The 20202-nt window shown below is 72.4% G+C and carries 16 protein-coding genes and 2 tRNA genes; 11 read left to right on the top strand and 7 right to left on the bottom strand.

From position 1 onward, the window contains the following. Window positions 1–63: 63 nt before the first annotated feature. The gene (locus P3T37_RS19580; protein WP_280725023.1) at window positions 64–711 is read left to right on the top strand and encodes a hypothetical protein; all 648 of its coding nucleotides are present in this window, start codon (window positions 64–66) and stop codon (window positions 709–711) included. Window positions 712–725: 14 nt separating this feature from the next. On the opposite strand, the gene P3T37_RS19575 is transcribed toward P3T37_RS19580, so the two are convergent. Next, entirely contained in the window at window positions 726–1520 is a 795-nt protein-coding gene (locus tag P3T37_RS19575) for an SLATT domain-containing protein (RefSeq protein WP_280725022.1), read from the bottom strand. A gap of 369 nt (window positions 1521–1889) precedes the next feature. On the opposite strand from P3T37_RS19575, the gene purD reads away from it, so the two are divergent. The 4 genes from purD to P3T37_RS19555 all read left to right on the top strand — a co-directional run bounded on the left by purD (window position 1890) and on the right by P3T37_RS19555 (window position 7936). Next, entirely contained in the window at window positions 1890–3152 is a 1263-nt protein-coding gene (gene purD / locus P3T37_RS19570) for a phosphoribosylamine--glycine ligase (protein ID WP_280725021.1), read from the top strand. Window positions 3153–3688: 536 nt separating this feature from the next. Continuing rightward, complete coding sequence (locus P3T37_RS19565; RefSeq protein WP_280725020.1) at window positions 3689–5254, top strand: hypothetical protein; 1566 nt, start codon at window positions 3689–3691, stop codon at window positions 5252–5254. A 134-nt stretch (window positions 5255–5388) separates the two neighbouring features. Beyond that, the gene (locus P3T37_RS19560) at window positions 5389–6960 is read left to right on the top strand and encodes a N,N-dimethylformamidase beta subunit family domain-containing protein (RefSeq protein WP_280725019.1); all 1572 of its coding nucleotides are present in this window, start codon (window positions 5389–5391) and stop codon (window positions 6958–6960) included. 76 nt (window positions 6961–7036) lie between these two features. Continuing rightward, a complete protein-coding gene (locus P3T37_RS19555) occupies window positions 7037–7936 on the top strand; it encodes a phosphoribosylaminoimidazolesuccinocarboxamide synthase (protein WP_280725018.1) in 900 nt (299 codons plus the stop codon). A gap of 102 nt (window positions 7937–8038) precedes the next feature. Here P3T37_RS19555 and P3T37_RS19550 read toward each other — a convergent pair. From P3T37_RS19550 to P3T37_RS19540, 3 genes are all read right to left on the bottom strand, one after another. Next, a tRNA-Gly gene (locus P3T37_RS19550) sits at window positions 8039–8114 on the bottom strand. Window positions 8115–8156: 42 nt separating this feature from the next. Next, a tRNA-Gly gene (locus P3T37_RS19545) sits at window positions 8157–8229 on the bottom strand. 180 nt (window positions 8230–8409) lie between these two features. Then, window positions 8410–8727 carry an Lsr2 family protein gene (locus P3T37_RS19540; protein ID WP_280667422.1) on the bottom strand — a complete coding sequence of 106 codons (318 nt, stop codon included), beginning with the start codon at window positions 8725–8727 and terminating at the stop codon, window positions 8410–8412. Between the two features lie 451 nt (window positions 8728–9178). On the opposite strand from P3T37_RS19540, the gene purS reads away from it, so the two are divergent. From purS to P3T37_RS19515, 5 genes are all read left to right on the top strand, one after another. Then, window positions 9179–9436 carry a phosphoribosylformylglycinamidine synthase subunit PurS gene (gene purS, locus P3T37_RS19535; RefSeq protein WP_083974979.1) on the top strand — a complete coding sequence of 86 codons (258 nt, stop codon included), beginning with the start codon at window positions 9179–9181 and terminating at the stop codon, window positions 9434–9436. Beyond that, on the top strand, window positions 9433–10110 hold the full coding sequence (gene purQ / locus P3T37_RS19530; RefSeq protein WP_035799480.1) for a phosphoribosylformylglycinamidine synthase subunit PurQ: 678 nt from the start codon (window positions 9433–9435) through the stop codon (window positions 10108–10110). Before purS ends, purQ begins: the two co-directional genes overlap by 4 nt. Further along, on the top strand, window positions 10110–12365 hold the full coding sequence (gene purL / locus P3T37_RS19525) for a phosphoribosylformylglycinamidine synthase subunit PurL (RefSeq protein WP_280725017.1): 2256 nt from the start codon (window positions 10110–10112) through the stop codon (window positions 12363–12365). Before purQ ends, purL begins: the two co-directional genes overlap by 1 nt. 64 nt (window positions 12366–12429) lie before the next feature. Continuing rightward, window positions 12430–13278, top strand: a complete 849-nt coding sequence (locus tag P3T37_RS19520) for a sterol carrier family protein (protein WP_280725015.1) — start codon at window positions 12430–12432, stop codon at window positions 13276–13278. 22 nt (window positions 13279–13300) lie between these two features. Then, the gene (locus P3T37_RS19515) at window positions 13301–13720 is read left to right on the top strand and encodes a DUF3151 domain-containing protein (RefSeq protein ID WP_280725014.1); all 420 of its coding nucleotides are present in this window, start codon (window positions 13301–13303) and stop codon (window positions 13718–13720) included. 45 nt (window positions 13721–13765) lie between these two features. Here P3T37_RS19515 and P3T37_RS19510 read toward each other — a convergent pair whose 3' ends face one another. Both P3T37_RS19510 and fbaA read right to left on the bottom strand, forming a co-directional pair. Further along, window positions 13766–15862 (bottom strand): glycosyltransferase family 39 protein, encoded by a 2097-nt coding sequence (locus tag P3T37_RS19510; protein WP_280725013.1) that lies wholly within the window; start codon window positions 15860–15862, stop codon window positions 13766–13768. 163 nt (window positions 15863–16025) lie between these two features. After that, window positions 16026–17048 carry a class II fructose-bisphosphate aldolase gene (gene fbaA / locus P3T37_RS19505; protein WP_280725012.1) on the bottom strand — a complete coding sequence of 341 codons (1023 nt, stop codon included), beginning with the start codon at window positions 17046–17048 and terminating at the stop codon, window positions 16026–16028. A gap of 339 nt (window positions 17049–17387) precedes the next feature. On the opposite strand from fbaA, the gene P3T37_RS19500 reads away from it, so the two are divergent. Beyond that, complete coding sequence (locus P3T37_RS19500) at window positions 17388–18116, top strand: VTT domain-containing protein (protein WP_280725011.1); 729 nt, start codon at window positions 17388–17390, stop codon at window positions 18114–18116. A 59-nt stretch (window positions 18117–18175) separates the two neighbouring features. Here the strand turns inward: P3T37_RS19500 and P3T37_RS19495 are convergent, their stop codons facing one another. Beyond that, window positions 18176–20005, bottom strand: coding sequence for an alkyl sulfatase dimerization domain-containing protein (locus tag P3T37_RS19495; protein WP_280725010.1), 1830 nt, complete (start codon window positions 20003–20005; stop codon window positions 18176–18178). Window positions 20006–20202: the final 197 nt, after the last annotated feature.

Raw genomic sequence — 20202 nt, 5'->3', positions numbered from 1 at the left:
TGTCGGCCGACCGGGCGACAACCTGCCGACACCCGCCCGCCAACGGAGAGGAAGCGCTGGTCCGTGGCCTGCGACCTCTGGCTCGTTCCGCTTGTGGACGTTCTGAGCCACAGCCCCGAGAACCCGTTCCGTGAGGACCTCACGGTCTACAACGCGGCGCTGGTCGCCAGCGGCCTGCCCCAGGTGCCGGTGTTCGAGTACGCCCCGGGGATCACCGGCGAGGTCGAGCCGATAGCGGCCTTCGACTACGACTCGCTGCACTTCCTGCGCCGGGCCTACCTGCTGCACCGCACCGGCTTCCAGATCACCCCGGTGGACGCGCTGGGCGGCGACTACGAGCAGCTGCTGGAGATGTTCGAGAGCACCGCCGAGCACTCGCACCTGGTCTGGCACTTCGACCACGCGGGGGCCTACGTCCCGATCGAGTTCGAGATCCCGCTGGTCGACGAGGCGCTGCTGTCCTCGGGCGGCCCGCTCGGCTCCTCGTACGGGCTGCTGCGCGAGCTCCAGCAGGTGGCCCCGGTGCTGGGCCTCGACCCGATGGACCCGCCGCGGCCGACCAGGCCGCTCGCGCCGACCGGCCTGGAGCAGCCGTTCGCCCCGCCGCTGGACGACGTGCATCCGTACGCCCGCGAGCGGCACGCCTGGGCCGGGCTGTACGCGGCGGCGACCCGCAGCCTGACCCAGGGCTCGATGGTCGTCTTCGCCTGAGAGAGCGCCGCGGGTCAGCGCAGCGGGCCCTCCGGCGGCCGCTGGCGCGGCATGGTGGGCCGGGTCCCGGGCGCCGGCAGCACCCGCACCTGCGCTCCCGAGACGATCTCGTTGCGGCCGCCCCACGCCCCCGGGGCCTGGGTCGGCAGCTGGGTCATCCGGGCCCGGAACTCCAGCATCCACTCCGAGGTCTCGCTGCGGACCATGTCCGAGACGTCCTCGCAGAACCGGCGCAGCACGCCGAGGCAGCGCTCGGCGGCCTCGCCGGCGGTTCCCTCGGTGGGGCCGAGCACCTCGCGCACGCACTCCGAGGCCCAGTCGAACTGGAACGCCTCCAGGCGGCGTTGCAGCGCCTGCGCGGTGCTGACGTCCCGCATCCAGCCCGAGCTGAGGCCGAAGGCCCGGTCGGTGGCCAGGCAGCCGGCCGCCAGCGCGAGGCCGACGTAGCCCCAGCCGTCGGCCCGGTCCCAGACCCCGGTCAGCGAGACCAGCGGCAGGGTGACGCCGGCCACGCCGAAGCCGACCGCGCCGAACCGGAACAGCCGCGCCAGGCGGCGCTTCCAGATCCGGTCGCGGCGGTACCAGTCGATCGCCTCGACGGCCCGCTCCTCCGACCAGCGGTAGAGCTCTTCCAGGCGCTCGGCGGGCTCACCCCAGTCCCCGAGGGGGAACTGGCGGGCGCTCAGGTCGGCGCGGCGGCGGGTGGCGGCGCGGTCCCGGCCGACGGCGGCCGTCGTGGTGGACTGGTCCTCCTCGCCGACGTCCTTGCCCCAGGGACTCTCCTCGGGCTGCATTTCGGGCTGGCTCACCTGTGGGGCTCCCTTGACGGGCCTGACTGCATCGGACAGGTCCGACCGCTCGGACGGGCCCGGCTGCTGCGGGGGCTGCTGCTGGCACTGCTGGCTATCCAACAGCACTTCTTACCGCCAAATGGCTGAGCGTGTGGTCGCTTCCCCAATGATCGTTACGCGAAATGGCGTCATGAACCCAAGGTGAGCGCGGTGCGGAAGTCGGCGGGATTTCACTCTTCCGAGGGAGCGGCCGGTGTGCCGTGAGGCTGACCCGATCCTCGGATCAGCCGAAGCTACGAAGACCGGAGCGGATTTCCGGGCTTCGGCTGGAGGTTCGGACAGCCCGGTGGACCAGCGGGAACGAGCCACCGACTACCCTTGCCAACCGTGAAGGTCCTCGTCATCGGCGGCGGCGCCCGCGAACACGCCCTGTGCCGCTCTCTGTCCCAAGATCCCGCCGTCACCGAACTGCACTGCGCCCCCGGTAACGCCGGGATCGCGCAGGTGGCGACGGTCCACCCGGTCGACCAGCTGGACGGCGCGCAGGTCCTGGCGCTGTCGCAGCGGTTGGCCGCCGACCTGGTCGTGGTCGGTCCGGAGGCCCCGCTGGTCGCGGGGGTCGCCGATCCGTTGCGCGCGGCCGGCATCCCGGTCTTCGGCCCGTCGGCCGAGGCTGCCCAACTGGAGGGCTCCAAGGCCTTCGCCAAGGACGTGATGGCCGCGGCCGGCGTGCCGACCGCGCGCTCCTACGTCTGCACCACCCCCGCCGAGGCGGCCGAGGCGCTGGACGCCTTCGGCGCGCCGTACGTGGTCAAGGACGACGGCCTGGCGGCCGGCAAGGGCGTGGTGGTCACCTCCGACCGTGCCGAGGCGCTGGCGCATGCCGCCTCCTGCGACCGGGTGGTGATCGAGGAGTACCTGGACGGTCCCGAGGTCTCGCTCTTCGCGATCACCGACGGCACCACCGTCGTCCCGCTGCAGCCCGCGCAGGACTTCAAGCGCGCGCTGGACGGCGACGAGGGCCCCAACACCGGCGGCATGGGCGCGTACTCGCCGCTGCCCTGGGCGCCCGAGGGCCTGGTCGCGGAGGTGCTGGAGAACGTCCTGCAGCCGACCGTGGACGAGCTGCACCGGCGCGGCAGCACCTTCTCCGGCCTGCTCTACGCCGGTCTGGCGCTCACCTCGCGTGGCACCCGGGTGATCGAGTTCAACGCGCGCTTCGGCGACCCGGAGACCCAGGTGGTGCTGGCCCGGCTGCGCACCCCGCTGGCGGGCGTGCTGCTGGCCGCCGCCAACGGCACGCTGGCCTCGCTGGAGCCGCTGCGCTGGGACGAGGGCGCCGCGGTGACCGTGGTCGTGGCCGCCGAGGGCTACCCGGCCGCGCCGCGCTCCGGCGACCCGATCGAGGGCCTGGAGAAGGCCGAGGCCGCGGACGGCACGGTCTTCGTGCTGCACGCCGGCACCCGGGCCGACGAGGAGGGCCGGGTGCTCAGCGCCGGGGGCCGGGTCCTGTCGGTCACCGGCACCGGCGCCGACCTGGCGCAGGCCCGCGACCGCGCCTACGCGGGCGTCGCCGAGATCCGCCTGGACGGTTCGCAGCACCGCACCGACATCGCACTCAAGGCGGCGCGCCAGCAGGCCGAGAGCTGAGACTCCCCACAACCGAACACACACAGGGGCGCTGCCTCCGGTCATCCCACCGGACGCAGCGCCCCTGCGCGTTCGGGCAGCCGGGTGCGGCCGGGGCGGGGTCCTGATCGGCGGGCGGATTCCAGCCCTTCGGGTGAATGCGGTGGCATCGGGCTGACGCGGCGGTCTCGGCGGCCGTAGGGTGCGCTGAATCGCGGTGCCACGGGTCGTGACCCGGCCGGCGTCCACGCGATCGCCGCCGGGTGCTCGGGCCCGTGTGGGGGGAAGCTGCAAGAACGGGTCGTCGGCAGGCACAGGCATGCGAGCCGGGGCCCGTGGTCCCAAATGCACGCTCTGTCACCGGGACGAGTGGAAACCGGGGCGATCTGGAACACCCACTCGTCCGCGTGCGTCAGAACTGGCAGAAGGACTACGCGGGTTGTCGGGCGGCGATCGGTTGTCGGCGCCTTGCGACCTGAACTGATCGTGTGGATCCCGAACGTCCGACTCCGAACGTCCGACTCCGAAGTCCGACTCCGAAGGGGGTGCAGCGCCGGATGGCCACTCTTGATGACGCACGCGCCCGTGCCCACGCCGTCCTGCGGATCCGCGGCCTGGCACGCGCCGTCGCGGTGCTGCCGGCCGCGCTGGCCGTGGTGCTGGTCGCCGGGCGCCTGACCGGCCGGATCGGCGCGCCCGGCTCGCCGGACGGGACCGCCTGGGACGCCGTCCGCTGGGTGGTCGTCGCGATCGCGCTGGTCGTCGGCCTGATCGCGCTGGCCGCCGGGCACCGGCACGCCTCTGCGGTCCCGCCGCAGACGCCGGCCGTCACGGTGCACCGGCGGGAGGCCCCGGAGCTCTACCGGCTGATCCACGAGCTCGCCGACCGCCTCGGGGTGCCCGCACCCGCCGCGATCGCGCTGACTCCGGACTGCGACAGCTGGTTGGAGGAGCCGCACCCGGTGCCGAGCTCGCTGCTCGCCCTGGTCCGGCCGGTCCGCGCGCAGTCGCCGGTGCCGTCGGCCCCGGTCCTGGTGATCGGTTCGCCGTTCCTGTGGTGGATGCGGGCCGGCGAGCTGCGCGCGCTGCTGGCACCCGTGGTGGCGGGCACCGCGGCCGCCGCCGACCCGGAGATCGCGGCCGCCCGGCGGTTCGTCCGGGGGCTGGACGCCGCGCTCGGCACCGGCCGCCGCACGCCGTCGGCCCGGCTGCTCGACCGGATCACCGGCCGGCTGCTGCAGGCCTGCCGGGAGCACATCGCCGAGCTGGAGCGGGCGGTCGCGGCCGCCGCCTCCGAACAGGCCAAGGCGGTCGACTACGGCCTGCGGATCGCCGCCCAGGGCCAGGTCGGCCTGGCCTACGCGGGCTGGGACCGGCTGCTGACCCGGGTCGCCGGGCCCGCCTGGCGCCTCGGCCGCTGCCCGGCCCAGCTGAACGCCGGCGTGGTCTCCGCGCTGACCGAACTGGCCCGCCGCGACCGGCTGGCCGAGGGGTACGAGAGCCGGCTCGGCGACCGGCCGGCCTGCGACCTGCTGGAGGAGCCCGGCGCGGTGGACGCGGCGGTCTCGCTGCTGGCGGCCGAGCTCTTCCACGGCCCGGTCCCGGGCGGTCAGGCCGACCTGGACTGGGAGGACTACCCGGAGCAGGTGGTGGACCGCGGCTGGCGGCTCCAGGCGGCCGCCCTCCAGGAGGCGCTGGACCGGCTCGCGGTGCCCGGGCTTGCCGGGCCCGCCGGTCGGGACCGCCACCCCGGCCCGGCCGCCGCGCAGGCGCCGACGCTGGTGCAGCTGCTGGGGCGGCTGGCCGAGGGCGGCGGCGACGAGCTCGCCCTGGCGCTGGCCGCCGCTCCGCCCGCCGCCGTGCCGGGGGAGCCCGAGCGCGGCGGCCGTGAGCTGCTGGCCGACTGCGTGACGGCCCTGGTGTGCTGCGCGGCCGTCGACAGCGCCGGTGCCCGCCCCGGTCTGGACTGGCTGGACGGGCCGGTCCTGCTGCTCGGCGGGGTCCGTCGCAACGATCTCGCCGGCCCGGTCGCCGAGGCGGTCGAGCAGGGCCGGGCCGGTCCGCTCCGGGCCTGGCTGGAGGCCGCCGGAGTCCGCGCCGAGAAGCCGGTGCGGCTCGGCTGATCGGACCGGAGAGCTGCCGGTCGGTCCTGGCCGCACGGAGCGCGCGGAGAACCGTTACCACTTGTTGCTACCGTTGGGTGACGCAGCGCCAGCACTCTGTGGTGTGCTAGACGGCACGCAAAGACCGGTGGCACATGCCGCCGGAGGGTGCACCGTGGGAGGGGCGCGTGGACCAGGAGCCGGGCCGGAGATGGGAGTCCGGGACGCTCGCGCACGGCGTCTCGGATCCGTTCGGACAGGGGCCGCTGCCCTGGCTGCGCAGCCCGGACCAGTATCTGGCCGGGACCGGGGGAGCGATCCCCTGGTACGCCAGCACCGACGCCCCGGGCCAGCACCCGCCGCGCGGCGGTACGCCGCCGCAGCTGCCGGGCACCCCGCGCAACTCCGACGACGTCGTGCAGCAGATCAAGGGCTTCGCCTCGGCCGGGGTGATCCATCCCGGCGGCTCGGTGGACTTCCGGGTCACCGTGAACCCGCCGCGCGAGTTCATCGTGGACGTCTACCGGATCGGCCACTACGCGGGCGCCGGCGCCCAGCACATGACGGCCAGTCCGCGGATCTCGGGCTTGCAGCAGCCCGCCCCGCTGGTGGTGGGACGGACCGTCAGCTGCCACCACTGGTGGCACTCCTGGCGCCTGCAGATCCCCGGGCACTGGCGCCCCGGCGCGTACGTCGCGGTGCTCACCACGGCGGACCAGCGCCACCGCAGCCACATCCCGTTCACCGTCCGCGACCCGCTGTCCCCGGGGCCGGCCGCCGAGCTGCTGCTGGTGCTGCCGGACGTCACCTGGCAGGCGTACAACCTGTTCCCGGAGGACGGGCACAGCGGTGCCAGCCTCTATCACGCCTGGGACGGGGCGGGCGGGCTGCTCGGCGAGGAGCAGGCCGCCGTCACGGTCTCCTTCGACCGCCCGCACGCCGGCGCCGGGCTGCCGCTGCACGTGGGCCACGCCTACGACTTCATCCGCTGGGCCGAGCGCTACGGCTACGACCTCGCGTACGCGACCGCCTCGGACCTGCACGCGGGCCTGGTCGAGCCGTCCCGGCACCGCGCGCTGATCTTCCCCGGCCACGACGAGTACTGGTCGGAGCCGATGCGCCGGGCCGCCGAGCAGGCCCGGGACGGCGGCACGTCGCTGGTCTTCCTCTCCGCCAACACCATGTACTGGCGGGTCGACCTGACGGCCGGTCCCTCGGGCGTGCCGGGCCGGCTGCTCAACTGCCGCAAGCGCCAGCGGGTCCCCGCCGGCACCCCGGCGGCCGGGTTGCCGGGCGCGGCCGGCGCGCTCTGGCGGGACGCGGGCGAGCCGGAGCAGCACCTGCTGGGCATCCAGTACACCGGCCGGGTCGCCGAACCGGCGCCGCTGGTGGTGGCCAACGGCGCGCACTGGCTCTGGGCCGGCACCGGGCTGCGCGACGGCGGCCGGCTGGAGAACCTGGTCGCGGGGGAGGCGGACCGCTACTTCCCCAAGGTGGCGCTGCCGGTGCACACCGAGCGGATCCTGCTCGCCCACTCGCCCTACCGCGACGAGCTGGGCAAGCTGCGGCACCAGGAGACCTCGCTCTACCGGGCACCCAGCGGCGCGTACGTCTTCGCCTCCGGGACCTTCGCCTGGTCGCCGGCGCTGGACCGGCCCGGGCACACCGACGAGCGGGTCCAGCGGGCCACCGCCAACCTGCTCGACGAGCTCTGCAAGGGCGGCTGAGCTGGGCGTCCGCGGGCGCATGAAAGACTCAGGGTCTCCTGCGCTGCGACCCCCACTCGTAAGGACTGAGACGACCTTGAGCGGATTTGTCACCAAGCCCGAGCCGGTCCAGGTGCCCGGCCTGGTCCACCTGCACACCGGAAAGGTCCGCGACCTCTACCGTGACGACGCGGGCCGACTGGTGATGGTGGCCAGCGACCGCACCTCGGCCTTCGACTGGGTGCTGCCCAACACGATCCCCGACAAGGGCCGGATCCTCACCCAGCTCTCGCTCTGGTGGTTCGAGCGGATCGCCGACCTGGTGCCCAACCACGTGATCTCCACCGAGGTCCCGGCCGGCGCCCCCGCCGACTGGGCGGGGCGCACGCTGGTCTGCCGGAGCCTGGAGATGTTCCCGGTGGAGTGCGTGGCCCGCGGCTACCTGGCCGGCTCCGGCCTGCTGGAGTACAAGGACCAGCAGACGGTCTGCGGCATCGCGCTGCCCGACGGCCTGGTCGACGGCTCCGAGCTGCCCGCGCCGATCTACACCCCGGCTCTCAAGGCCGAGGTCGGCGACCACGACGAGAACGTCTCCTACGAGGAGACCGCCCGCCGGATCGGTGCCGACCACGCCGCCCTGCTGCGGCAGACCACGCTGGCCGTCTACAGCCGCGCCCGGGACATCGCCCGCGAGCGCGGCATCATCCTGGCCGACACCAAGTTCGAGTTCGGTCTGCTGGACGGCGAGCTGGTGATCGGCGACGAGGTGCTGACGCCGGACTCCTCGCGGTTCTGGCCGGCCGACCAGTGGGAGCCGGGGCACTCCCAGCCCTCCTTCGACAAGCAGATCATCCGGGACTGGCTGGCCTCGCCGGCCTCCGGCTGGGACCGCCACAGCGAGCTGCCGCCGCCGGCCATGCCGCCGGAGGTCGTCGAGCGCGTCCAGGCCAAGTACGTCGAGGCGTACGAGCGCCTCACCGGGACGGACTGGGTGTAGCACCCGTCGCTCCCGCCTCCCCCGGGGTCCTGGATCCCGGGGGAAGCGGGAGCGTGCTGGGAAACGCGAAAAGGGCCTCCCGAAGGAGACCCTTTTCGACTGTGGAGCGGACGACGAGATTCGAACTCGCGACCCTCACCTTGGCAAGGTGATGCTCTACCAACTGAGCCACGTCCGCATGATCTTCATTTGTTCTGCAACTGCCTGTACGGCACCTACGAGCGGACGACGAGATTCGAACTCGCGACCCTCACCTTGGCAAGGTGATGCTCTACCAACTGAGCCACGTCCGCTTGGTCCCTCGGAAGGAACCTGTCGCTGCCCCCGGGCTTCCCGGTTGCGGCGACGAGAATTACTCTACCCCATCCTCGGGGCTGGTCGCGCCGCCCTTCCGGCGCCGCCGCACGGGCGCTGGTGGAAGGGCGGCACCGCTGGTCACCGGCCCGCACGGGGGTGACCAGCGGCCGACCGGGTCAGTTGGCCTCGGCGAAGGCTTCGTAGACGTGCTTGGGGATCCGGCCACGGGCCGGCAGTTCCATCCCGCGCGACTGGGCCCAGGCGCGCACGGCGGCCGGGTCCGGCGCGAGCGCGGTGCGACGGAACGACTTTCCGGTACGGCTCTGGCGGCGGCCGGCCGCAACGAAGGGGGCGAGCGCCTCCCGCAGCCTTTCCGCGTTGTCCAGGGACAGGTCGATCTCGTACGACTTCCCGTCGACGCCGAAGTGGACGGTTTCTGCGGCAGCGCCGCCGTCCAGGTCGTCGGAGAGCGTGACAACTACACGCTGAGCCATGGGTGTCAATCCTCTCGGCAATTCGGCCGCCGGGCGCGGTGTGCCCCGGGGGCCCTTGTGCGCCGGTCGCTCAAGGGCATACGGGCAGACCGGAGGCCTGCCGGTTGCGCAGCTCCTGCCACCACCGGTGGCCCTATTCTGCACCCGCGGGGAGTGGAAATCGATGGGAACTGCATTCTTTTCTGGATATTCACCTTCCTTCGACGTCGCACCGATAGGGGGTATCCCTGGTCGATCTGTCCGGTGTGCCGGTATTCGGGCACTCCTGAAGTGGTGGATCCATGAACCTGAGAGTTTCATTAAAGAGGGAGAAAACGGGCGTGCGGGAGCCTGGAACCCTTGGGGCGTAAGGGGTGGAGGTCTACGCGCGTTGCGCTCCCCGGGCACCGATCGGGCCCTTCAACCCCGGTACTCTGAAGGTCCCCCGCCTTCACGCACCACACCATCGGGAGTGCCAGTGGCACGCGTCGTAGTCGACGTCATGCTCAAGCCGGAGATCCTCGACCCCCAGGGACAGGCGGTGCAGCGAGCACTGCCCCGTCTCGGATTCGACGGGATCGCCGATGTCCGCCAGGGCAAGCGTTTCGAGCTGGAACTGGAGGGCCCGGTGGATGACGCCGCGCTCGCCAGGATCCGCGAAGCAGCTGAGACCTTCCTCGCCAACACCGTGATCGAGGACTTCACCGTTCGGGTGGAGGAGTCGCAGTGACCACCCGCGTCGGCGTCGTCACTTTTCCGGGTTCCCTCGACGACCGGGACGCGCAGCGCGCCGTTCGGCTGGCCGGCGCCGAGCCGGTCGCCCTCTGGCACCGTGACAAGGATCTCCATCAGGTCGACGCCGTCGTCCTGCCCGGAGGATTCAGTTACGGCGACTATCTGCGCTGCGGAGCGATCTCCCGGTTCTCGCCGGTGATGGACACCATCATCGAGCAGGCCAAGCTGGGAATGCCCGTCCTCGGTATCTGCAACGGCTTCCAGGTGCTCTGCGAATCGCACCTGCTGCCCGGCGCGCTCACCCGCAACGACTCGCTGCACTTCATCTGCCGCGACCAGAAGCTGCGGATCGAGAACGCCTCGACCGCCTGGACCGGGGATTACACCCAGGGCCAGGAAATCGTGGTCCCGCTCAAGAACGGCGAAGGCCGATTCGTCGCCGATGAGCACGTGTTGGACGCGTTGGAGGCGGAGGGCCGCATTGTCGCCCGCTACCTCGACGTCAACCCCAATGGCTCCTACCGGGACATCGCCGGCATCAGCAACGCGGCCGGCAATGTCGTCGGCCTGATGCCGCACCCGGAGCACGCGATCGAGCCGTTGACCGGCCCGACCACCGAGGGCCTGGGCTTCTTCACGTCCGTACTGAAGCAGTTGGTGAGCGCCTGATGTCCCTCGACACGGTCAAGAACGCCGAACAGACTCCGGACGCGGTGCAGCCCTGGGCCGAACTCGGCCTGAAGGCAGACGAGTACGCCCGGATCAAGGAGATCCTCGGCCGCCGCCCCACCGGCGCCGAACTGGCGATGTACTCCGTCATGTGGTCGGAGCACTGCTCGTACAAGAGCTCCAAGGTGCACCTCAAGCAGTTCGGCGAGAAGGCTCCGGCCAACGACGCCATGCTGGTCGGGATCGGCGAGAACGCCGGTGTGGTGGACGTCGGCCAGGGCTACGCGGTCACCTTCAAGGTGGAGTCGCACAACCACCCGTCCTACATCGAGCCCTACCAGGGCGCGGCCACCGGGATCGGCGGCATCGTCCGCGACATCCTGGCGATGGGCGCCCGGCCGGTCGCGGTGATGGACCCGCTGCGCTTCGGTGCGGCCGACCACCCCGACACCCGGCGGGTGCTGCCCGGGATCGTCGCGGGCATCGGCGGCTACGGCAACTGCCTGGGCCTGCCGAACATCGGCGGCGAGGTCGTCTTCGACTCCTGCTACCAGGGAAACCCGCTGGTCAACGCGCTCTGCGTGGGCGTGATGAAGCACGAGGACATCCACCTCGCGCAGGCCAGCGGCGCCGGCAACAAGGTCATCCTGTACGGCGCCCGGACGGGTGGCGACGGCATCGGCGGCGTCTCCGTGCTGGCCTCGGAGACCTTCGACGCCACCGGCCCGGCCAAGCGCCCGGCCGTCCAGGTCGGCGACCCGTTCCAGGAGAAGCTCCTCATCGAGTGCACCCTGGAGATCTTCGCCGAGAAGCTGGTGCTCGGTATCCAGGACCTCGGCGGCGCCGGACTCTCCTGCGCCACCTCGGAGTTGGCCTCGGCCGGCTCCGGCGGCATGCGGGTCGAGCTGGACACCGTCCCGCTGCGCGACTCCTCGCTCTCGCCCGAGGAGATCCTCATGAGCGAGTCGCAGGAGCGCATGTGCGCGATCGTCGAGCCCGGCAAGGTCGAGCGGTTCCTGGAGATCTGCGAGAAGTGGGACGTCATCGCCACCGTGATCGGTGAGGTGACCGACGGCGAGCGCCTGGAGATCTTCTGGCACGGCGAGCAGGTCGTGGACGTGCCCCCGCGCACCGTCGCGCACGACGGCCCGGTCTACCAGCGCCCGTACGCCCGGCCGTCCTGGCAGGACGCCCTGCAGGCCGACGCGCCGACCGCCGAGCGGCTCCAGCGCCCGGTCACGGGCGAGGAGTTGAAGGCCGCGCTGCTGGCGGTCGCGGGTTCGCCGAACCAGGCCTCCAAGTCCTGGATCACCGACCAGTACGACCGCTACGTCATCGGCAACACCGTGCTGGCCACCCCCGAGGACTCCGGCATGGTCCGGATCGACGAGGAGACCAACCTCGGCGTCTCGGTGGCGACCGACGGCAACGGCCGCTACGCCAAGCTGGACCCGTACGCCGGTGCGCAGTTGGCGCTGTCGGAGGCGTACCGCAACGTCGCCGCGGGCGGCGCCAAGCCGCTCGCGGTCTCCGACTGCCTCAACTTCGGCTCCCCCGAGGACCCGGACGTGATGTGGCAGTTCGCCGAGGCCTGCCGCGGACTGGCGGACGCCTGCCAGATCCTGGGCACCCCGGTGACCGGCGGCAACGTCTCGCTCTACAACCAGACCGGCGAGACCGCCATCCACCCGACCCCGGTGGTCGCGGTGCTCGGCGTCATCGACGACGTGAACCGGCGCACCCCGATCGGCTTCGCCGAGGAGGGCCAGCACCTCTACCTGCTCGGTGACACCGCCGACGAACTGGGCGGCTCCGCCTGGTCCGAGGTCGCGCACGGCCACCTGGGCGGCCTGCCGCCCAAGGTCGACCTGGAGCGCGAGCGGCTGCTCGCCGAGATCCTGATCGCCGCCTCGCGCGACGGCATGATCGACGCGGCGCACGACCTCTCGGACGGCGGCCTGGCCCAGGCGCTGGTGGAGAGCTGCCTCAAGGGCGGCAACGGCGCGCGGGTGATCGTGCCCGCCGGTCTCGACCCGTTCGTGTTCCTGTTCTCCGAGTCGGCGGGTCGCGCGGTCGTCGCGATCCCGCGCAGCGAGGAGCTCCGGTTCAACGACATGTGCGGCGCGCGTGGCCTGCCGGCCACCCGGATCGGCGTGGTGGACGGCGATGTCCTGGAGATCCAGGGCGAGTTCACCGTCTCGCTGGCCGAGCTGAAGGACGCGCACACCGGCGTGATCGAGGCGCTGCTCGCGTGACCCGTGCGAAGGGCGGCCCACTCCGGATTCCGGGGCGGGCCGCCCTTCGGCGTAGCGTGGGCCCATGGCGACTTCCCGCGGTACCGCTGCCCGTCGTGCCCGCAGCTATGACCCGGTCAAGGTGCGGGCCGCACTGGCCGCGCAGACCGAGGCGCTGCGCGGTGCGGTGCGGCGGCTCTGCGCGGACGAGCAGGCGGAGCGGCTGCTCGCGCTGCCCACCCGGCTGGGGGACTGGCGGGTCCGCGAGCTCGTCGCCCATCTGGCGCTGCAACTGGCCTGGGTGCCACGGCACCTGGACCGGCCGCTGGAGGGGCGTGCACCGCTCTCGCTGAGCGCCTGGGCAGCCGGCGTGGGCGGGCTGGCCGAACTGCTGGACGCCGGAGCCAGGGAGCACGCGGCCGAGGCGTTCGCAGCCGGACCGGCGGCGGTGGCGGCGGAGTTCGACGCGGCGGCCGACGCCCTGCTGACCTTGCTGGCGGGGCCCGAAGTCGCCGACGGGCAGCGCCGGTTCGAGATCCGACTGGGGTCGATGACGCTCGCCGACATGCTGGTCACCCGGCTGGTCGAGGCGGTGGTGCACGCCGACGATCTGGCGGACGCGCTCGGGCTCGCCGACTTCCCGCACGACCGCTTCGCGCTGGCCTCGGTCTGCCGACTGCTCGCGGATGCGTTCGCCGACCAAGTACCCGGCGGATCGGTCGAGTTGAGGATTCCGCCGTACGCGGTGGTGCAGGCGGTGGCAGGCCCCCGGCACACCCGCGGCACCCCGCCCAACGTGGTCGAGACCGACCCGCTCAGCTGGATCCGGCTGGCCACCGGGCGACTCGACTGGGCCGCGGCGCTGGACGCGGCGGTGGTCAGCGCCAGCGGGGAGCGCAGCGATCTCGCGGCCCATCTGCCGATCCTGGGCTGAGAGCCTCTGGCAGACTGCCTGCATGGCGATTCACAAGAACCTTCTCGGCGGACCCGAACCGACCTTCCTCCCGGAGGAGGACGAGCCCTACCGGATGATGGCCGAACAGTCGGCTTCGCCCACCCAGGTGGCTGCCGACTTCCCCACGTTCTGCCTCGCCTGGGCCATGCTCTCCGACGACGCGCTCGCTGCGGGCCGCTCGGTCGAGGCCTACGCCTACGCGCGCACCGGCTACCACCGCGGGCTCGACTCGCTGCGCCGGGCCGGTTGGAAGGGGCACGGGCCGATCCCGTGGGACCACCGCGCCAACCGCGGCTTCCTGCGCTGCCTGGCCGCGCTGGCCCGGGCCGCCGAGTCCATCAAGGAGACCGAAGAGGCCAACCGCTGCTGGGAGTTCCTCAACGACAGCAGCGCGGAGGCCTTCGCCGAGCTCAAGCAGTAGGCACCGGTACGGTCCGCCGGGCGGCCCCGGCGGACCGTACAAACCCTAGGAGCAGCGGTACAGCGGCTGCTCCGCCGCCTTGTCGGCGGTCCGCTCGGCGGGCTGTTCGGCGGGCTGTCCGTAGGCGGCGGGCGGGACCAGGGTGCAGTTGGCGCGGACCCAGGAGGCGATCGCCTCGGTCGGCCCGGCACCCTTGGCGCCCGTCACCTGGGAGCCCAACCCCTTGGCGATCATCACGAAGCGCAGCTGCCCGCCGCCGATCAGCGCGCGTACCCGGTCGAGCGAGGGGGCCGGCACCTGCCCGGTGAACCCGCCCATCGGGAGCACCTCGGCGCCGGTGGCCAGGATGTACGGCGAGGAGGCCGACCAGCTGGTCGCGGCGAAGAGGTAGCGGGCGCCCTCGTCATGGGCCCGGAGGTAGTCGTACAGGGCCTGCTGGGCGGCCGTCAGCCGGGTCGAGCCACTCGGGAAGCCGGACGTCGCGGGAGCATCGGCCGGCGGTGGGCCGGCCGGCTGCGGCCGACTGCCGAAGCCGTGCCGCGCCTCGGGGCCGACGGTGCCCATCCCGGAGTTCCCGTACGCCGGGTCCAGCACCGAGGCGGCCCAGGCACCCGGACCGACCAGCACCGCGGCCAGCGCGGTGAACAGGCCGACCGTCGCCAGCCGCACCCGGCCGATCCCGCGCCCGCCCAGCCGGGCGGTCTTCGCCGCGCCGAGCAGCAGCAGTGCGAGCGCGCCGGTGCCCAGCGCGGTGGGGGCCAGCCAGGGCAGGAAACCGGGGAAGTCCCGGGCCAGCCAGGCACTCCAGGCCACCGTGGCGGCGACCGCTGCGGGCAGCGCCCAGGCCCGCCGTCCGCCGTCCCGGTAGGCCTGCCAGAGCAGGATCGTTCCGGCACCGCTCAGCGCGGCCAGCGGGGCGGCGATCACGCCCATGTAGTAGCTGTGGCCGCCGACGCTGCCCGCGCTGAAGACCGCGAAGAAGACGGCCAGCCAGCAGCCCCAGAGCAGGTAGCCGGCCCGCAGCGGGTCGGTGCGCGGTTCGCGGCGCCGCCAGGCCAGCGCGCAGAGCAGCGCGATCGCCGCCAGCGGGTAGAGCCAGCCGGTCTGCGGGGCGAACTGGGAGCCGAACATCTTCGTCCAGCCGCCGTCCGCGCCCATCGGCCCGCCGGCGTGCTGCTGGCCGCCGCCCGGGCCCGGCGTCTGCGCGGCGCCCGAGGGGTGCGGGGCCGGGCCGCCGCCGCGGGTGGAGACCACGCTGCCGGTCTCCTGGGCGCTGAGGCCGACCGAGGAGAACCGGTTCAGGAAGTTGTAGCCGACGACCATGCTGTACGCCGAGTTGTTGGTCGTCCCGTCGATGTAGGGCCGGTCGGCGGCGGGCGTCAGGGTCGCCATCGCCACCCAGGAGGCCGAGACGGCCAGCGTCACCAGACCGGCCAGGGCCAGGTGCCCGAGACGTCGGCGCAGCCGGACCGGCGCCGAGAGCAGGTAGACCGCGCCCAGGGCCGGCAGTACCGCCCAGGCCTCCAGCATCTTGGTCTGGAAGGCCAGCCCGACCCAGACGCCGGCCAGCAGCAGCGGTCCCAGCCGCCCGCTGCGCGCGGCCCGCTGCGCCGCGTCGGCCGCGAGCAGCAGGAGCAGGGTGAAGGCCGGGTCCTCGACGGCGGTCCGGAACAGCCCGGCCACCACCGGCGTCAGCGTGAAGGCGGCGGCTGCCAGGAGCGCGGCGTCGGCGCCGGCCCAGCGCCGTACGGTCCGGAAGAGCACCAGCACCGAGAGCACGCCCTCGACGGCCTGCGGCAGGGTCAGCGCCCAGGGGTGGAAGCCCAGCAGCCGGGCGGAGAGCGCCTGCGGCCAGAGGAAGCCGGGCAGTTTGTCCAGGGTGATCGTGTTGGCCGGATCGTAGGAGCCGAAGACGAAGGCCTTCCAGCTCTCGGTCATGCTGCGCACGCCGTTGGCGTAGAAGACGTGGTAGCCGCTGCGGCCGATCCCCCAGAAGAACAGCACCCCCGCGAGGGCGGCGATGCCGAGCAGGGCAGGACGGGCGTATGCGGGCTGCCCTGCGGGGGATCTCCACGGTGCGCGGCGGACCGCTCGGGCGGCGGATGGCAGGTCGGGGGCGGTGAGTAGTTCGGTGGTAGCCATACGTAGCAGACAACGCGGCGTTGCTGAGAGATCGTCAGCGGGACGCGACCGGCTGGCGAAGTTCATACCGGGACAAGGGGAAGATTTTGCCTCGGTCATGGTCGAGTCAAACGACCGAGCCCCGGCTCGGCAGATGCCGGACCGGGGCTCAGGGGCGTGCGGACTACTTCAGGCGGGTGCCCGCGGAGCGCAGGCTCCTGGTGGCCTCGACCACGCGGGCGGCCATGCCGGCCTCGGCCAGCTTGCCCCAGGTGCGGGGGTCGTAGGTGCTCTTCTTGCCGACCTCGCCGTCGACCTTCAGGACGCCGTCGTAGTTGCGGAACATGTGGTCCGCGATCGGGCGGGTGAAGGCGTACTGGGTGTCGGTGTCGAGGTTCATCTTCACGACGCCGTTCTCCAGCGCGGTGGCGATCTCCTCGGCGCTGGAGCCGGAGCCGCCGTGGAAGACGAAGTCGAACGGGTCCTTCTTGCCGTACTGCTGGCCGATCGCGTCCTGGAGGTCGCGCAGCAGCTCCGGGCGGAGCACGACGTTGCCCGGCTTGTAGACGCCGTGCACGTTGCCGAACGAGGCGGCCAGCAGGTAGCGGCCCTTCTCGCCCAGGCCCAGCGCCTCGGCGGTGCGCACCACGTCGTTGACGGTGGTGTAGAGCTCGTCGTTGATCTCGTGCGAGACGCCGTCCTCCTCGCCACCGGTCGGGGTGATCTCGACCTCAAGGATGATCTTGGCGGCGGCGGCCTGGGCCAGCAGCTCCTGGCCGATGGCCAGGTTGTCGGCCAGGGTCTCGGCGGAGCCGTCCCACATGTGCGACTGGAAGAGCGGGTTCTGGCCCTTGGCGACACGCTCGGCGGAGATCGCGATCAGCGGGCGGACGTAGCCGTCCAGCTTGTCCTTGGGGCAGTGGTCGGTGTGCAGGGCGACCGTGATGTCGTACTTGGCGGCCACGATGTGCGCGAACTCGGCGAGCGCGACGGCGCCGGTCACCATGTCCTTGTTGTGCTGGCCGCCCAGGAACTCGGCACCGCCGGTCGAGATCTGGATGATGCCGTCGCTCTCGGCCTCGGCGAAGCCGCGCAGCGCCGCGTGCAGCGTCTGCGTCGAGGTGACGTTGATGGCCGGGTAGGCGAACTTGCCCGCCTTGGCCCGGTCCAGCATCTCGGTGTAGACCTCGGGAGTTGCGATGGGCATGCGAATCCGCTCCTGTCGGTGTGCGGCGTACGGTCGGCCTGTCTGGCGCTCGTACGCCTCGGTACGTCCTCGGTACTGTTCGCGGCGGTGCGGCTGTACCAGGGTGCGACGGCGCCGGGCTGCCGCGGTGCTCCGCCCCGTCGAGGGTGGTGGGAGCGGGTGAGGTGCGACCGCGGCCCGGACGCCTGTGCCATCTTTCCAGACTCGTGCCCCGGCTTCACCTCCCCGCCCGCCAGTCGGGACGGTAACCGGCCGTGCCGGAGGACGAAAGGGACGATGCGGTCGCGAACCGGGCCGGGTCGTAAGGTTCCGGCCACCCGTCCGCGCTATTCTGCGCCGGTGACTACCTCCACCGAACTCGCGGTCAACCTCCTGGACGCCAAGTCGTTGGTCGCCTCGGTCGGGACGATCGGACTGCTGGCGATCATCTTCGCCGAGACCGGCCTGCTGATCGGCTTCTTCCTCCCCGGGGACTCGCTGCTGATCCTGGCCGGTGTGGCCGCCTCCAGCGCGGCGGCCAAGGCGTTCGGTCCCGGCGTGCAGATGCCGATCGCCGTCCTGCTGATCGCCGCGCCGCTCTGCGCGGTGGCCGGCGCGCAGCTGGGCCACCTGATCGGGGCGAAGGTCGGCAAGAAGCTGTTCGACCGGCCCGACTCGAAGATCTTCAAGCGTGAGTACGTCGTGAAGGCCGAGGAGTACTTCGAGAAGTTCGGGCCGGCGAAGGCCGTGGTGATGGCCCGCTTCATCCCGATCGTGCGGACCTTCCTCAACCCGGTGGCCGGGACGCTGGAGATGCCGGCCCGGACGTTCTTCGTCTGGAACCTGGTCGGCGGGGTGATCTGGACCGAGGTGATGCTCAGCATCGGCTACTTCTTCGGCGACTCGATGGCCCCGGTGATCGACAAGTACCTGATCCCGGCGATGGCCCTGATCATCCTGCTCTCGATCTCGCCGATCCTGGTCGAGGTCGTCCGCGAGCGCAAGAAGCGCAAGATCGCCGGCGCCGCGGGCGCGGGCTTCGCGGCCGAGCCGGAGGCGGAGACCGCCGGTCGGCACCGCCGCGGCTGACGCCCCGCCCGTGAACGACTCGGCCCCTGCCACGATCGCCGTGGCGGGGGCCGAGGCGTTTACGGCGTGACGACGGGGAAGTTCGGGTCCGGGGTGTCGAGGAGGTCGAACAGCCGGGTCAGCGCCTTCGGGTCGCCGCTGTGCTCGATCCCGTCCAGACCGCCCCCGGCGAGCAGGCCCAGCAGCTGGGCCTTGCCGAGCTTGAGGGTGAGGTCGGCCGGCTCCCGGCCCAGCGATCTGCCCAGGGCGGCGCTGCGGTGGGTGAGCGCGCCGTTGGAGAGCGTCAGCCGCCAGCCGCGCCGCTCGTCGCCGAGCAGCCAGTCGACGGTCAGCGCGGTGCCCCAGGCGCGCGGTCCGTTGACCCGGACGGCCAGCGAGTCGATCAGCTGCCCCACGGTGAGGGCCATCGACATCTCGGGGTTGGCCACCTGGAGTTCGACGGTGGCGGGGGTGCCGCGCAGTTCCATCGCGGCGGTCAGGTAGACGTTGCGCCAGGTGCCGTTCTCGGCGCCGCACCCGAGCACCTCGTAGACCTCGGCCAGCGCCAGCCGGGCGTCCTGGTGGTCGGGCCGGGCGAAGACCGCGTGGTTCAGCAGGGTCGCCGCGAACCGCTGGTCGCCGCCCGCCGCGTACTCCTTCGCCTTGGCGACGGTGGCGTCCACGCCGCCCAGCGCGTCGGTGTGGCGCTTGGCCAGCTCGACCGGCGGGTGCTCCCAGAGGTGGGCCGGGTTGCCGTCGTACCAGCCCATGTACCGCTGGTAGATCGCCTTGACGTTGTGGCTGAGCGAGCCGTAGTAGCCGCGCAGCGCCCAGGACTTCACCAGCTCGGGGGAGAGTTCCAGCTCCTCGGCGATCTCCGGGCCGGTCAGGCCGGCGTTGAGCAGCCGCAGGGTCTGGTCGTGCAGGTAGGCGTACAGGTCGCGCTGCACGGTGAGGTGGCGGGCGATCCTCTGCTGTCCCCAGGTCGGCCAGTGGTGCGAGGCGAAGGAGACGTCGGAGTCGGCGCCGAAGAGGGCGAGCGCCTCGTCCAGGTAGTGCGCCCAGACCCGGGCGTCGCGGACCACGGCGCCGCGCAGGGTCAGCACGTTGTGCATGGTGTGGGTGGCGTTCTCGGCCAGGCAGAGCGCCCTGCGGTCGGGGAAGTGGAAGTTCATCTCGGCCGGTGCCTCGGTGCCCGGGGTGAGCTGGAAGACGATCCGCACGCCGTCCACGGTCTCCACCTGGCCAGTGCGGGTGATGTCCACGGTGGGCGCGATGAGCGTGACGGTGCCCAGTGAGGTGGTCATCCCCAGGCCGCAGCCGATCTGGCCGTCCGGCGCCTTGGGCAGCCGGGCGCCGTACATGTAGACCGCGCGGCGGGTCATCGCGTTGCCGGCGTAGACGTTCTCGCTGGCCGCGTGCTCCAGGAAGCCCTGCGGGGCGATCACCGGGACGGGCTCATGGCCGTGCGGCAGCACGCCGCGGGCGCCGCCGAAGTGGTCGCCGTGCGAGTGGGTGTAGATCAGCCCGGTGACCGGCCGGTCGCCGCGGTTGCGTCGGTACAGCCGCAGCGCGGCCGCGGCCGTCTCGGCGGAGATCAGCGGATCGATGACGATGACTCCGCGGTCGCCCTCGACCAGCGTCATGTTGGACAGGTCCAGGCCGCGGACCTGGTAGATGCCCTCGGTGACCTGGTACAACCCCTGCCGGGCGGTGAGTGCGCCCTGGCGCCAGAGGCTGGGGTCGGCGGTCTCGGGGCAGGGCTTGTCGAGGAACGCGTAGGCGTCGTTGTCCCAGACCACTCGACCGTCGTCCGCGGTGACCACGGCCGGGTCGAGACGGTCGATGAACCCGCGGTCGGCGTCCGCGAAGTCCTCGGTGTCGTCGAAGGAGGGAGCTGTGGCTGTCATGTGGGCGAGATTGTCACACTATGGGTGTTTTCTCCTGTGCTGAAGGGCCTCTCGGCGCGGTCCCGACCGCTCCGGAAACGGCGGACGGCCCGGGGGGGGGGGCGCGGGCACACGCAAAACCCCCCCCCCCCCCCCCCGGGGGGCGCCGCGGGGGGCGGCGGCCGCCCCCGGGGGGGCGGGGCTCGGCGGGGCCGACG

Source organism: Kitasatospora sp. MAA4 (genome assembly GCF_029893355.1).
Taxonomy (GTDB): Bacteria; Actinomycetota; Actinomycetes; order Streptomycetales; family Streptomycetaceae; genus Kitasatospora.
Note: the sequence above shows the minus strand (reverse complement) of the source record. Positions and strands in the feature narration are given on the sequence as shown.

Bases quoted from the DNA above. Each gene is read 5' to 3' on its own strand.
- P3T37_RS19515 (WP_280725014.1), top strand. From the start codon at position 13,301: ATGGCGATTCACAAGAACCTTCTCGGCGGACCCGAACCGACCTTCCTC.
- P3T37_RS19565 (WP_280725020.1), top strand. From the start codon at position 3,689: ATGGCCACTCTTGATGACGCACGCGCCCGTGCCCACGCCGTCCTGCGG.
- purL (WP_280725017.1), top strand. From the start codon at position 10,110: ATGTCCCTCGACACGGTCAAGAACGCCGAACAGACTCCGGACGCGGTG.
- P3T37_RS19520 (WP_280725015.1), top strand. From the start codon at position 12,430: ATGGCGACTTCCCGCGGTACCGCTGCCCGTCGTGCCCGCAGCTATGAC.
- fbaA (WP_280725012.1), bottom strand. From the start codon at position 17,048: ATGCCCATCGCAACTCCCGAGGTCTACACCGAGATGCTGGACCGGGCC.
- P3T37_RS19560 (WP_280725019.1), top strand. From the start codon at position 5,389: ATGCCGCCGGAGGGTGCACCGTGGGAGGGGCGCGTGGACCAGGAGCCG.
- P3T37_RS19540 (WP_280667422.1), bottom strand. From the start codon at position 8,727: ATGGCTCAGCGTGTAGTTGTCACGCTCTCCGACGACCTGGACGGCGGC.
- P3T37_RS19510 (WP_280725013.1), bottom strand. From the start codon at position 15,862: ATGGCTACCACCGAACTACTCACCGCCCCCGACCTGCCATCCGCCGCC.
- P3T37_RS19495 (WP_280725010.1), bottom strand. From the start codon at position 20,005: ATGACAGCCACAGCTCCCTCCTTCGACGACACCGAGGACTTCGCGGAC.